Annotated in this window: 8 protein-coding genes; 3 read left to right on the forward strand and 5 right to left on the reverse strand. The window is 51.5% G+C overall.

The window, feature by feature from the left end:
• Nucleotides 1-173: 173 nt before the first annotated feature.
• The 4 genes from L4174_RS22520 to L4174_RS22535 form a co-directional block, all read right to left on the reverse strand.
• On the reverse strand, nt 174-581 hold the full coding sequence (locus L4174_RS22520) for a hypothetical protein (protein WP_248143038.1): 408 nt from the start codon (nt 579-581) through the stop codon (nt 174-176).
• A gap of 308 nt (nt 582-889) precedes the next feature.
• Nucleotides 890-2,983 (reverse strand): tRNA(Met) cytidine acetyltransferase TmcA, encoded by a 2,094-nt coding sequence (locus tag L4174_RS22525; protein ID WP_248143037.1) that lies wholly within the window; start codon nt 2,981-2,983, stop codon nt 890-892.
• Nucleotides 2,984-3,093: 110 nt separating this feature from the next.
• Complete coding sequence (locus L4174_RS22530) at nt 3,094-4,071, reverse strand: ParB/RepB/Spo0J family partition protein (protein WP_248143036.1); 978 nt, start codon at nt 4,069-4,071, stop codon at nt 3,094-3,096.
• Nucleotides 4,072-4,074: 3 nt separating this feature from the next.
• Nucleotides 4,075-5,292 carry an AAA family ATPase gene (locus L4174_RS22535; RefSeq protein WP_248143034.1) on the reverse strand — a complete coding sequence of 406 codons (1,218 nt, stop codon included), beginning with the start codon at nt 5,290-5,292 and terminating at the stop codon, nt 4,075-4,077.
• 1,302 nt (nt 5,293-6,594) lie between these two features.
• Between L4174_RS22535 and L4174_RS22540 the strand changes: the two genes are divergently transcribed.
• Nucleotides 6,595-8,598 (forward strand): replication initiator protein RctB domain-containing protein, encoded by a 2,004-nt coding sequence (locus L4174_RS22540; RefSeq protein ID WP_248143032.1) that lies wholly within the window; start codon nt 6,595-6,597, stop codon nt 8,596-8,598.
• Nucleotides 8,599-8,607: 9 nt separating this feature from the next.
• On the opposite strand, the gene L4174_RS22545 is transcribed toward L4174_RS22540, so the two are convergent.
• Entirely contained in the window at nt 8,608-8,937 is a 330-nt protein-coding gene (locus tag L4174_RS22545) for a hypothetical protein (RefSeq protein ID WP_248143030.1), read from the reverse strand.
• A 238-nt stretch (nt 8,938-9,175) separates the two neighbouring features.
• Between L4174_RS22545 and L4174_RS22550 the strand changes: the two genes are divergently transcribed.
• Nucleotides 9,176-10,252, forward strand: a complete 1,077-nt coding sequence (locus L4174_RS22550) for an efflux RND transporter periplasmic adaptor subunit (RefSeq protein ID WP_248143028.1) — start codon at nt 9,176-9,178, stop codon at nt 10,250-10,252.
• Nucleotides 10,252-13,380 carry an efflux RND transporter permease subunit gene (locus L4174_RS22555; protein WP_248143026.1) on the forward strand — a complete coding sequence of 1,043 codons (3,129 nt, stop codon included), beginning with the start codon at nt 10,252-10,254 and terminating at the stop codon, nt 13,378-13,380. Before L4174_RS22550 ends, L4174_RS22555 begins: the two co-directional genes overlap by 1 nt.
• Nucleotides 13,381-13,403: the final 23 nt, after the last annotated feature.

Here is a 13,403-nt window from a genome sequence, read left to right on the forward strand (position 1 = left end):
TTTCAAAGAAAACAAACCTGTGCTTAATCTCAATACGCTTTAAAATCTTACAGAAGTTTCAACAGAGTAGACATAGAAGACAGTCACACTTCGTGGAGCAGGTTCAAAAGAATAACAAAGAAGCGAGCAGGAAAAACCATGCTCGCTCGCCTGTTTGTGTCTCAGTGAGTCAATTAGTCGGCAATCAGCCAGTTCAAATCATCATCCGTCAGCCATTCATCCGGATGGAACTGGTAAATGCAAGGCAAATGAACGTCATTATCCCCAGAGGATTCTGCAGTCAGGTACCCTTCCAAGAGTCTCAGTCCCTGAACCTGAAGCTGGTAAGAGGCCGATAAATCCAGTGGCACCATCGCGATAAAATAGATGCAATTCTTGCTTAATTTGTTCAGCCGGACTTTCAATCCCAAATTATTACATTCATTTGAAGACAATGAGCCCACACTGCTGTTAGCTTTCTTCAGTAAGCGCGCGGCAAAGCCGCCGGACACAAGGCTGAACGTCATATTGGGTTTAATTGAACGCACTCCCGGCTCAATCAAGGTTCGCATTGCCTTGCTCTCTACCTTTACAAAACTCATATCCCACCCCTTAACGCTTCCTGATTATTATTTTGTGCTTCCAGACGTTTTGCCTGTTCCGCTCAGTTTCAGTACAAATCTTACGATCAGGTAAAATAACTCTAGTCTAGTTTTGCTGTTCTTGTGGTAGTACCTTGTACTTTTTTTAGCATGACCACTGACTTGGGTAAGTATTCGCTTACCTTGCAGCATCTGAAAAGAAAGGGAACGAATCGTCCAATCTCAACGCGTTGAATGAAGGTAAGAATCAAATATGAAAATTTACACTGTAAATCTGACCGATGAGCAATTTACAGTGTAAATAACACTTAAACGGCGGGTAATGTGAGGGTCTTGGCGACAAAATCACGCAGAAACTGCTCAGCCTGTTTACGACCACTGAGGCTAAATTGTTGCTGAACCGATGACCAGGATTGACGCTGAATGATTTTCGCCACCATCACTTCGAGGCCGTGCTTATTCTCCGACCGACCCGATTTCATCTGATGTTGCAGCCATAGAGACAGTTGGCCAATGATCAAATCGTAACCGAGCCCACCCTGAGAAAAATTTCGTAACTGCTGCTCTGTTGTTTCAAGGAGTTCAGGGATTGATGACAATCGTAATGCATGGAGATACAAGGGGATGAACACGTCACTTTCAAGCGACTGAAACTGTTCACAAGCCTGCGCCATAAAATTCAGGGAAAACGAAACTTGTGCCGTTTCAAACCAATGTGTCGTTTGCACAGAAAGCGGGCGAACACTCAATAACGAATGACAGCCGCTCGCTGCATCTTTCGCAACGCCCAAACGAACAGGCAGATAACCGGCTTTTTGCCAAAATGGCAACAGCTCTCCACTGGCCGCAAAACTGGTCCCTAAATAGTCCAGCTTTTGTTGCCGCGCCCAATCGTAAATACATGCCAGTAAAGCCGAACCGACACCAAGTTGACGGGCATCGTCATGAACCGCAATTCTTAAGACTCGCCCGCAATGCTGACTGGCAGCCTCGGCCAGCCCAAGATGGGCCGCAACTGACTGAGCGAGTAAATGTCCTTTGGGACGCCGCTTTCCCTGACAAACGGCTTCAGCCAGCTCCGCTGAAAAACCGCCTTCCCGGGAAACCAGGGCACAACCACAAATCGTGTCCTGCTGTAAGGCCACAAAAACAAACACCGCTTCATCATCTAACAGTTGTCTGAGATCCGCCGGAGACGTCTGATAATGCGCGTGAATCAACAGCCCGAATAAACTGGATAACCTGTCCGGCCGTGCCAGTAACCACTGCGGTGAGACCTGACGATATTCAAGTGTCTCGCTTTGCAAAGGCAGAGCAACGGCGGATGGTTCGGCATCCAGCAACAGGGTCTGAAAAAGCCATTGTTCTAAGGGATCATTCTCAGCCCAGCGAATGGGGTGATTCATCGACAGTGCACGCCAGTTCGGCGTCATCACATCCAAAGCGGCTTTGAACTTAATGGCGAAACCACGTCCGGTGCCTTCATAGCCATGGACGGTGGAGGCAAACACCACTCGGGAGTAAGACGCCAACATCTTCTGAAGCAAAGGCGCCGGTATTGCTGCCGCTTCATCAACAATCAGCAAATCCATCTCCGGCAGCGCTTCCAGTAAACGATCTGGCGCCCAGAAACTGAGTGTGCTGTGTTCGCTGGCCAGCTGATAGCCGGGAAAACCGGAAGCTCCTAAAACTCGTGCGGCATGATGAAACAAGGTCTGGCAATGTCGCTGGCGCGGCGCGGTCACCACAATCTGCCTTGCTTTCTCCTGCATCAGTGTGGCAGCGGCAATACCAAGGGCAGAAGACTTTCCCCGTCCCCGGTCTGCAGTGATCACCAAAGGGCGTCTGCGATGACCGGTCACCACTCGACGCACAGCCTCAACAGCCGTAACCTGCTCCTCACTGAGACATCCGTAAGGACGCACAGGTTGCGTCACCGGGACAATCGCATCATTTGGCAATGCAGGAATCATGATTTGTCCGTCACTTTGCCGGGTCAGGAACATCACCTCAGGGGCTTGTAACCGGGTCAGGAAGCGCTGCATAAAAGGCGTTTGCCAGATCTCAGCGCGTACTCGCGGCAACAGCAGAATCATCAGACCGCCTCCGCGAATGGTTCCCGCAAGCGCCGCGAGGGCTTCAACATCGAATCCGCAATGCGAATCGACGACCAGGCAGTCACAATCCTGACCCAGCCAGGATTTTGCCTGACCGGGCAAAAGTGCATGGACGCCATCGGGCGCATGTTCGCCGAGCCATAAGCAAGAGGAATACAGAGGCAATGCCGATTGAGCGGCCTCAATTCCCCATGATTGATCACTCTCAATACATACGAAATCTCGGTGCCGGCTCGCTTGCGCACGATGGGCAAGCGCAGAAAAAAAATGGGACAGTTCAGACATACAGGCCTCTGAAGTCACAGAAAACAGATGGGGAAACAGGCCTGTATACTATCAAGAGGAATAAAAAAAGCCACGTCGTCTGACGTGGCTGAGATGATTCACCTGAAATGTTATTTCAGATAATCGGCCAGATAGGCAAGAATCTCATCTGCCTGCTGGTCGGAAAGCTGACTCAATTTCAGCTGAAGTTTGTCGCCATCACGGACATAAGTCGCCTGGCCCCGAACCAGCTCAACTGCCTGAGGCTTACTGTCGACCGGCGCTTTCGGACGTACCTGCTCACTCAACTGCTCGATATGGCTGGTCACTTCGCGAGTGATCCGGGTAATTCCCTGGGCATCGACGCTTTGCCATACCGGCTGCTCCTGCTGAGACAGTGCGGCAACAAAGGATTTCTGCTGTTCATCATCCATCGAGGAATAGAGCTTGTGCAGCTTGACAATCGTCGGGCGGCCAAGCTCCCCGACACTAGGATAAGCCATCAAGAGTTCCATCGGCAGACTGGCTGCTTTCAGCGCACCACTCACCAGCGCTTCACTGCACTGACAGTACCGGGCCAAGGCTTTCTGATCAGCCACTTTACCGCCAGCCAGCAGCGCCTGCATTTCTTTTCCCCGCTCATACAGAGACAAAGGCTTGTGCGCGTTTGCAACATCAGACAGGAATTTCGCGTGGTGGCTATTGATTCCCTTGGCAACGTAAATCAGAAAATCCTGTTTCGCCAGCAAACACGCCATGCGGCGACGGCTGCCATCCAGAACTTCGATCCGGCCGTCATCCATCCAGCGTCCGACCGCCGGATACTGCTGGCCACGATCTTTCAGGGTCGTCAGAATATCGGCCAACGCATGTTCATTGAGAAATGCCTGCTCACGGGCATTCTGAGCAAATACCTGAGTTTTTGTGCCAATTTCATCCGCAATGACTTTGACCAGCTCAAAAGCAACCGTCGTTTCACCCGCAACGGCAAGCTCAATCACAGCCGCTTTATCTTTGACCGCACTTTGTACTTCGGCAACAGTCGTCGCGCGCCGTTTATCGGCTTTACCGAACAGACGGGCATTCAGATCATTCGTTTTTATTGCCACCTGTTATTTCTCCTGGTTCAAATTCGCCCAGTGACTGTGCATGACACGTTCCAGCTCAAGGCCAACCCGCTGAACCGCGTCCTGGGCAGTTGATAAGGTTTTCTTACCCCCTTCAAAATCTGACGTTGTCAGATCGAAGACGGTACTGTAAGTATCCGCGCAAGTCTCAAAAGCACGGCTGCGAGGCACAGTGGCCATCATCACCTGCTCCTGAAGCAGATAGTTCATTTCAGTCAGAACAGAAACCTGTTTTTTATTGTCATCTTCAAACATGGTCGGGACCAGGCGAATAAACTCCAGTCCGTGCCAGTCTTCCGGGAACATTTCGTACACCGTAGGCAGATGCTGGAAGAAATTCACCGTAGATGCCCAGTCCAGACGCTTCGCCGCACAAGGGATCAGCAAAGCATTGGATGCATACATCGCGTTCCAGACCAAAGGATCGATGTGCGGGCCGGTATCAATCATAATGATGTCGAATTCATCCTCGATCTGATCAATCACACGCTCTTTCAGCAGGCGGACAATATCCAGATTCTGATTTACCGCCAGATCCTGCCACGCATCAGCATTGAACATTGCATCTTCAGGAAAAGCGGCAATCGTTTTCAGATTCGGATACTGAGTCGGCATCACCACGTTATTCATCAGAAAGGTTTTATCCGTTGCCAGCTCTTCCGGAATATTCCCCAGCATCACATCCACTGCCGAGTAAATATTTTCCTGATCACCGATGCTGATTTGCGGGTTCAGAAATAAACGGAGAGAACCTTGGGGATCCAGGTCAATCAGGCAGATACGGTAACGCTTTTCCAGATCTAGCGCCAAACAGGCCGCCAGGTGAACTGCGGTCATCGATTTACCGGTTCCGCCTTTCTGGTTTTGCACGTTCACAACCCAGGGCTTACGTTTGCCATTTTGCCGTTCATGGAAAGCCGGACGCTCAGCGGCATCCATCAGCATGTGCGCTTCACTCAGGGTGATCGAGTAATGATTGGCATTATTTTTCGTGAACTGATGACCGGCTTCTTCCATCCGGGCAATCGCTTCATCCAGTTTACGACGGGTCAGACCGGAACGGGTTTCCATCAAAGCTTTCGACATCGATGGGAAATGATCATCCCTGCGTTCTTCCAACACAATCTCAATTCGGTCCGCCTGGACCTGTTTGGTCTGCTCTGCAATATTGAGCAAGTTTTCAATTGTTTCTAACCGATTCATGTTGTTCTTTCACCCTACAGTGTGTTTGGCAAAATTGTACAACATAAATATACAAAAACAACAAAAAGCTGAACGTATAACTGTGACAAACACCTCAAGTCAAATTTATGTCAAACTTGATAAAAGGCGTATTTTTCGACAAAAACGATACAAAATAAGCCTAAACTTTATGTGAAGCCAGATGACTCAACAGCCTGAGATTTAAAATGTCACAGTGTCACAAATTTACAATGTAAAGCAATTTTAAGTCTGATTCTCTGGAAGCCTGATCAATCACGGCTAAAGTACGAGCATTGTCGTTTCAACTTAAATTCGCTGCCGATTTCAACCTGAAAGACAGCAACGTCCGTACGGAAGCTGCCCTAGCAATCGTCTGCAGACCCCAATCCGGTCCCCTCCAACATCCATTCGGTATTTACCTTGATCATGCTTCGGAACAGATCGAGGGAAAACGAAACGATGATCAAGGGAATATTTGTACAGGACTTCAACGAAAAAACAGCTGAAATGACAAAGACAAGATCGGATCAATGATCAAGGTTTGATCCTGTCATTCATCTGGTTTCGGATCCCACCGGAAGCATCCTTATCAGCCACTAAATTACGGTCAGTGCTTGATGTACTTGAATCCAGAGTAAAGAAAACAGACTGAAAGAGAAGAAATCCAGGCTCCTTGGCTCTATAGGTGGCAATTGAAATGACACGGTTCCTGTCTTGATCATCTTTCCTTTACCGGACACATATAAAACCTCGCTGCAATTACGGGAAGTGTCATTTTGAAAATGACGAAAAAAACATCAGCGGGAGCGGCGGATACAATGAAACGGTCGCCAGAGAGTCAAAATAGCACTCACTTGATCATCGTTCTGACTGTAAAAACACATCCATTTCCCCATCCTGATGCTTTTTCAGCCTGAACCGTACAGGGAAAATCAAAACGCCATGAACAACTCTGTGGATAACCTGTAAAAATTCATTGATCATGTTTCTGTCACAATAATGATCATGCTTTCAAATCATTGTTGATCATGAATCCGGAGACAATATGATCATGCTTGCCGAACGATGTTGATCACCGATCCGAAACATCATTGATCATACTTCCAGTGCGCTGATAAATTTAGCTTTTAATTATCATGAGCTTAGCTTGACTTTTTTGCCCGGATCATAAGATCAGTTCATCAGATAGATCATTCAAATCAAAAAGATCATGATTAAAAAGCCACAGTAAAAAAAGCTTTCATTCTTAGTATTTTTTTATTATTCTTTCCGGAAAGATGATCAATTTACGGCCTTTGACAGATGAAGTCCTCCGCGACACGTGATGAGAAATACGACGAAAAGATCCTGATCTCCGCACCTCGATCCCACAAGGACGGGCATTTATTTTCAATTCCTCAGGCTTTGATCGACTGGCTGCCCCAATATCAGCATTTTAAAGGTGTGACTAAAAGCATCATTGAATTGCTGAATCTGATTTCCCTGCGAGGCCTTTCAAGCCAGGACGGCATGGTGTCGACAACGGAACTGGTTGAAGCGACAGAAGGTCAGTTAACCCGTGCCGCGATACAGCAACGTCTGCGGGCTGCCGTCAGTATTGGACTGTTTATTCAGCAGCCTGTGCGGTTTGAGGAAGGGCTGGCCGGAAAAACCATGCTGCACCACTTCATCAATCCGGCGTTGCTGATCTCTCAGCTGGGCACTGCCGGTTTACAGTCAGATCAGAGCAAGGAAAAAGAAAAGCAGAAGCGCTCAAAGGCCCTGGCACAGAATGTCGTGAATAAACGACTGCTGAATGAGCATGGACTGGGAACCCCACCCATGATGCCGGATGAAGCCGATCAAATTGTTGTATCTCCGACCAGCTGGGCCGGGATCATTGATCAGGCACTGGCGCCGCCGCGAACCAAGAAAAGCTATCAGAAATCGATGGTTGCGATTTCCGGCACCCGGGCGATCATTGAGACACGATCCTCGAAGGCGATCATGACGGTAGACGACATGATGACCCTGTTTGCCCTGTTCACTCTGACCGTGCAGTACCATGATCATCATTTGCCGGAATATGAGCTGCAATCGCGGCACATGAGCAATAAAACGCCCATCTATATCACCGATATTCTCGCGCTGCGCGGGAAGAAGGACAGCGGTCCGGCCCGGGATTCAATCCGTGAAAGTATCGACCGGATCGAGTTTACGGACTTTCAGCTGCATGAGCTGACAGGGCGCTGGCTGAGTGAAAATATGCCGGAAGGTTTCAAAAGTGATCGCTTCCGTTTTCTGGCCCGTACCATCACCGCGTCTGAAGAAGCACCGCAGGAAGGCGAAGACGGTGAAATCCGGATCAAGCCGAATCTGTATATTCTGGTGTGGGAACCCTCGTTTTTTGAAGAACTGCTGACACGCGATTATTTCTTCCTGTTCCCGCCGGAGATCCTCCGTCAGCATACGTTGATCTTCCAGCTGTATACCTTCTTCCGGAGCCGGATGACCCGGCGCGGGCACGACAGCATGCTCCTGAGTGAACTGAATCAGAAGCTGGCCCGTAACATCGAATGGCGTCGTTTTTCGACTGATTTGATCCGTGAACTGAAAAAGCTCGCGGAAGGGAAGGTGACTGAGTCGTTGTTTGCGGTGAACCTGTGGGGCTATCACCTGACCATCAGTCCGGCAGAAGGGAAAGCATCCCGTTATCAGGACTATCAGATTGAGATCAAGTGTGATGCCGAAGAGGTCATTCGTTTCTCTCGTGCGAAGATGCACAACGAAGGCAAACGCTCGCTGGCACCCACGATGCCCAACCCGCTGCGAAACGAAATCCTGCCGCGTCAGGAGCTCGAACAGCTGTCTTCTATCATTGACGGTGAGTTCGAGCCGATACAACGCAAGGAAGGGCGCCCGAAGGGCCGTTTGGGGCGTCGTGTGAAGCTCAGAAAGCATCTGGTTGAGATTAATGCCGATGAGCTGACCATTGTCCTGTCAAAATATACCTCTCAGGAGGCCCTGCAACGCAGTATCACGGCGCTTTCTGCCATGTCTGGACATGCGGCCAGCGTGATCACGGAAGAATGTCAGGGCTATCTGGATAAGCTGGACTGGTTGCGTGTGGGCAGCGAAGTCGTGGCTTATGAGACGCTGAGTAAAATGGTCGAGTTGTTTAACAATCAACATGATGAGCGCCATCTGTCGATTGAACGACTGATTTCAGGGTTGGCTGTGCGGCGCAAAGTGTGCAAGTTGGTGCATGAGGGGCACATCAATGATCAGGTCCTGACGGCACTGGATGATATTGCGAACGGCAGATAGGAAGAAACATCAAAGATTTTCCGTCAAATCAAAGAGTTTTGACATTGCGATGACATTCGGAACAGAAAAAAAGCCAAAATAAACCTCGATATAACCTTTGTCCCTTTCGATGAGAAAGGTAACACCTGGCAAGGATGGCGGGTCAGTTATCTTGTGAGTCTCTCGAAAATGCAATATGTGAGTTTGTTGCGAGCCCGTCCCGGCTCGCTTTTTTTTGCCTGTTTTTTGCTGTGCCCTGAAGGTGTCATCCTGCGCTCTTTTGGATACTGCCAGTTCTTCGCCAGCCTGTATCAGCCATTCACTCTTTTTCCCCTTGATCATCTTTCCGTTGCTGTTCATTGAAGCCTGTTTCTGAAACACCGTTTTTCTTCGCTCTGTCGCCCGACGAATTCAAGATGCCGGTGCGGTTTACACTGTAAACTCGTCGGATTGGCGTTTTTCATTTTCTTGTCCATCGCACAGCCGTGGGCCGTTCTCAATTGACGTGACGTCAATAAATAGCGGCTGGCTATACTTACTGAGATTGGCGTAAGTTCCTATTTTCTTCACTTCTGGCTCGGTTTACAGGAGCACATGGATGAAAGTCACCCTGGCCGTTGGCATGCTTTTCTTGCTGGCGCTGGTGTTGGGAATCGGGTACACCGAATACCAACGCAATGCACAGACCCAGATCAGGTCGTCGCGGCCCGCGCCCAATGTCGTGGTAAAGCCGGTTGTGCGACAAAATGTCGCCCGCCAGGTCGAAGCGCTGGGAACTGTGAAATCCCGGGAGTCTGTTCAAATCACGGCGAAAGTCACTGAAAAAGTTGAGCAGGTCCATTTTGAAGATGGTGAGCAGGTGAAAGCCGGGGCTCTGCTGGTGACGCTGACTTCCGGTGAGCAGCAGGCCAAAGTCCGGGCTGCGCAGGCCAATCTGAATGAGCAGCAACGGGAGTATCACCGGATCGAGGGACTGGTAAGGCAAAATACCATGGCCCGCTCGGAGCTGGATAAGCTCAGAACCGGCATTGAGGTCGCAAGAGCCATTCTGGCACAGAATCAGGCCGAGCTGGATGCCCGCACGATTGTGGCGCCTTTTACCGGCGTATTGGGATTTCGTCAGATCAGCCAGGGAGCGCTGGTGACACCTGGTATGGTGGTGACGACGCTGGATGCCCTGGATACGGTCAAACTGGACTTTTCGGTCCCGGAACGTTTTCTGGGGCAGATCCGCCCCGGTGCACAGGTTAACGGTCAGGTCGCTGCGTTTCCTGATCAGGTCTTTTCCGGCAAGGTGACGGGGATTAACAGCCGGGTCGATCCGCAGACCCGCGCTGTTGAAATCCGGGCGAGAGTGGATAATCCGCAATTATTGCTCCGTCCCGGGATGCTGATGACGCTGGCACTGACCGTGGAAGCCCGCGACGGGCTGGTCGTCCCGGAAGAAGCGATTGTGCCGCGTCAGGCCGATCATTTCCTGATGGTTGTGAACGGCGAAAACGTGGTGGAACAGCGGCTGGTTCAGCTGGGCATCCGCAGTCGTGGTGCGGTGGAGATCCTCAGTGGAGTCTCTGAAGGTGAACGGGTGATTACCCGGGGGATGGAGAAAGTGCGTCCGGGACAGAAGGTGACCCCCCAGTCTGAGGAGCATTTTACTTACCGGGGAGCGGGCTGATGTTCCTGACTGATCTGGCTGTCCGGCGTCCTGTTTTTGGTTCGGTGATCAGTTTACTGCTGATCACCTTTGGTCTGGTTGCGTACGACCGGTTGCCGCTGCGTGAATATCCGGATATTGATCCGCCGATAGTGACGATCTCGACCAATTACCGGGGCGCTTCGGCAGCGATTGTCGAAAGCCGGATCACCCGGATTGTGGAAGATCGGGTTTCCGGCATTGAAGGGATCCGCAACATCAGTTCCACCAGCAGTGACGGCCGTTCTGATGTCACACTGGAATTCAGTATTGGCCGGGACATTGATGCTGCGGCCAATGATGTCCGCGACCGGATTTCCGGGATTCTCAATAACCTGCCTGATGAAGCCGACCCGCCGGAAGTCCAGAAAGCGGAAGGCAATTCGGAAGTGATCATGTGGCTCAATCTGGTTTCCGACCGGATGGATACACTTGAGCTGACCGATTACGCGAACCGGTATCTGGTCGATCGCTTTTCGGTGCTGGATGGCGTAGCGGCTGTCCGGATCGGTGGCGGGAAAGAGTATGCCATGCGGATCTGGATCGACCGGCAGAAACTGGCATCACGTCAGCTCACCGTGACGGATGTTGAGAATGCGCTCCGAGCCGATAACGTTGAGCTCCCGGCCGGTTCGATTGAATCGGCGCAGCGACAGTTTTCGATTCGGACGCAGCGCAGTTTTCTGGCGCCGGACGATTTTTCCCGGCTGGTTATTGGCGTCGGGGATGACGGCTATCTGATCCGGCTGGGGGATGTTGCCCGGGTTGAACTGGCTGCAGAGGAAGAGAAAATCATGTTCCGCGGTAACACGCAGGACATGATTGGACTGGGGATTAACCGGCAGTCGACGGCCAATACCCTGGCTGTGGCGCGATCGGTGAATGCGCTGGTGGCTCAGCTGAATCCGACCTTACCGGAAGGGATGGAAATCAAGGAGTCTTATGATTCCTCGGTGTTTATCCAGGCCTCAATTGATGAAGTCTACAAAACCCTTTTTATTGCGCTGCTGCTGGTGATCATCACGATTTATCTGTTTCTGGGCAGCGTCCGGGCGATGCTGATTCCGGCGCTGACCGTGCCGGTGTCGCTGATCGGGACCTTTATTATCCTCTATGCGCTGGGCTACACCATCAACCTGCTGACGCTGCTGGCACTGATTCTGGCAATCGGGATTGTGGTCGATGATGCCATCGTCATGCTGGAGAACATTCACCGCCGGATCGAGCTGGGAGAATCACCGCTGAAGGCCGCCTTTCTCGGGGCCCGGCAGGTCGGGTTTGCTATCGTTGCGACGACGGTTGTACTGATTTCCGTCTTTCTGCCGATCGGTTTTCTCGAAGGCGATCTGGGCAAATTGTTCCGGGAGTTCTCAGTAGCCATGAGTACCGCGGTTTTGCTGTCTTCGCTGGTTGCACTGACCCTGACGCCCATGATGGGGTCGAAAATCATGCAGCCGGTTGACCGGGAACCCTGGCTGGTCCGAAAGGTCAGTGCCGTGCTGGCGGCCGTGACCGTATTTTACCGCACCACCCTGATTCAGGGTCTGAAACGGCCTGCGCTGACTCTCATCATGCTGGGACTGATGCTGGCCGGCAGCGTGTGGCTGGCAACCCGGATTCCGAGTGAATTTGCGCCGCGAGAGGATCGGGGAGCGATGTTTATTCTGATCAACGGACCGCAGGGTGCCAGCTATGAATACATGCAGCCCTACATGAATGAAATTGAGCACCGGCTGATGCCTCTGGTGGACAGCGGTGAAATTATGCGGCTGCTGGTCAGGGCCCCCCGGGGCTGGGGACTTTTGGAAGATTTTTCCAACGGATTCGCGATTGTGGTGCTGGAAGACTGGGCGGAACGTCGCAATGCATTTGTAATTATTCGGGATATTCAGCAGCGGCTTCATGATCTGGCTGGCGTTACTGCTTTTGCGGTGATGCGACAGCCGTTCGGCCGCGGGGTCAATAAGCCGGTCCAATTTGTGATTGGCGGCGGTACGTATGCGCAGCTGGCCGAATGGCGGGACATCATCATGGAAAAAGCGGCGCAGAATCCGGGCCTGGAAGGACTGGATCATGATTACAAGGAAACCAAGCCGTTGCTGGGAGTAAACATCAATATCGAGCGGGCCGGGGATCTGGGGGTTTCAGTGACAGAAATCGGCCAGACGCTGGAATCTATGCTCGGCTCCCGTGTGGTGACCCGGTACGAATGGCGGGGTGAGGAATATGATGTCCTGATTGAAGGTCAGCCTGAGCGGCAGAATACGCCACAGGATCTGAGCAACCTTTATGTACGCTCCCGTCACCATGGCGAATTGATCCCGCTGTCCAATCTGGTCACGGTGACTGAATATGCCGATGCCCCGACCCTGAACCGGTTTAACCGGATCCGGGCGGTCACGATTGAGGCGAATCTTGCCGACAATTACACACTGGGCGAAGCGTTGACCTATCTGAACGGGCTGGTGAAACAGTATCTGCCCGTGGATGCCGTTGTGAACTACAAAGGTCCGTCGCAGGATTTTCAGACTGCCAGCCATTCGATTCTGTTTGTGTTTGCGCTGGCGCTGGCTGTGGTCTTTCTGGTGCTGGCCGCGCAGTTTGAAAGTTATATCCATCCCTTCGTGATTATGCTGACGGTGCCGCTGGCGACTTTTGGGGCCTTGCTGGGGCTGTATTTTACCGGGCAGACCCTCAATATTTACTCCGAAATCGGCATCATCATGCTGGTCGGGCTGGCGGCAAAAAACGGGATTTTGATTGTGGAATTTGCCAATCAGCTGCGCGATCAGGGCATCGCTTATGAAGCGGCTGTGATAGACGCCGCCTGTATCCGTTTTCGCCCGATTCTGATGACGGCGATCACGACAGCGGCCGGTTCGGTGCCGCTGATTCTCGCAACTGGTGCTGGTGCAGAAACCCGGCTGGTGATCGGGATTGTGGTCTTGTGCGGGATTCTGGTGGCCACCTGTTTTACCCTGCTGGTCATCCCTGTGGTGTACCACCTGTTGGCGCGTCACACCAATAGTCCGGAATTTGTGACCCGCCAGCTGGAGAAAGAACTGGCCGAGGACAATACGGTACTGCTCAGGAAAAAGCGACGGGGGTGAGTGGTGTGAACCTGCAACAGTAG

The sequence above is a fragment of the Photobacterium sp. CCB-ST2H9 genome, from assembly GCF_023151555.2.
In the GTDB taxonomy this organism is placed as follows: Bacteria; Pseudomonadota; Gammaproteobacteria; order Enterobacterales; family Vibrionaceae; genus Photobacterium.

Excerpts from the sequence above, each read along its gene's own strand:
- L4174_RS22520 (WP_248143038.1), bottom strand. The coding sequence starts at position 581 with ATGAGTTTTGTAAAGGTAGAGAGCAAGGCAATGCGAACCTTGATTGAG.
- L4174_RS22525 (WP_248143037.1), bottom strand. The coding sequence starts at position 2,983 with ATGTCTGAACTGTCCCATTTTTTTTCTGCGCTTGCCCATCGTGCGCAA.
- L4174_RS22535 (WP_248143034.1), bottom strand. The coding sequence starts at position 5,292 with ATGAATCGGTTAGAAACAATTGAAAACTTGCTCAATATTGCAGAGCAG.
- L4174_RS22540 (WP_248143032.1), top strand. The coding sequence starts at position 6,595 with ATGAAGTCCTCCGCGACACGTGATGAGAAATACGACGAAAAGATCCTG.
- L4174_RS22545 (WP_248143030.1), bottom strand. The coding sequence starts at position 8,937 with ATGAACAGCAACGGAAAGATGATCAAGGGGAAAAAGAGTGAATGGCTG.
- L4174_RS22550 (WP_248143028.1), top strand. The coding sequence starts at position 9,176 with ATGAAAGTCACCCTGGCCGTTGGCATGCTTTTCTTGCTGGCGCTGGTG.
- L4174_RS22555 (WP_248143026.1), top strand. The coding sequence starts at position 10,252 with ATGTTCCTGACTGATCTGGCTGTCCGGCGTCCTGTTTTTGGTTCGGTG.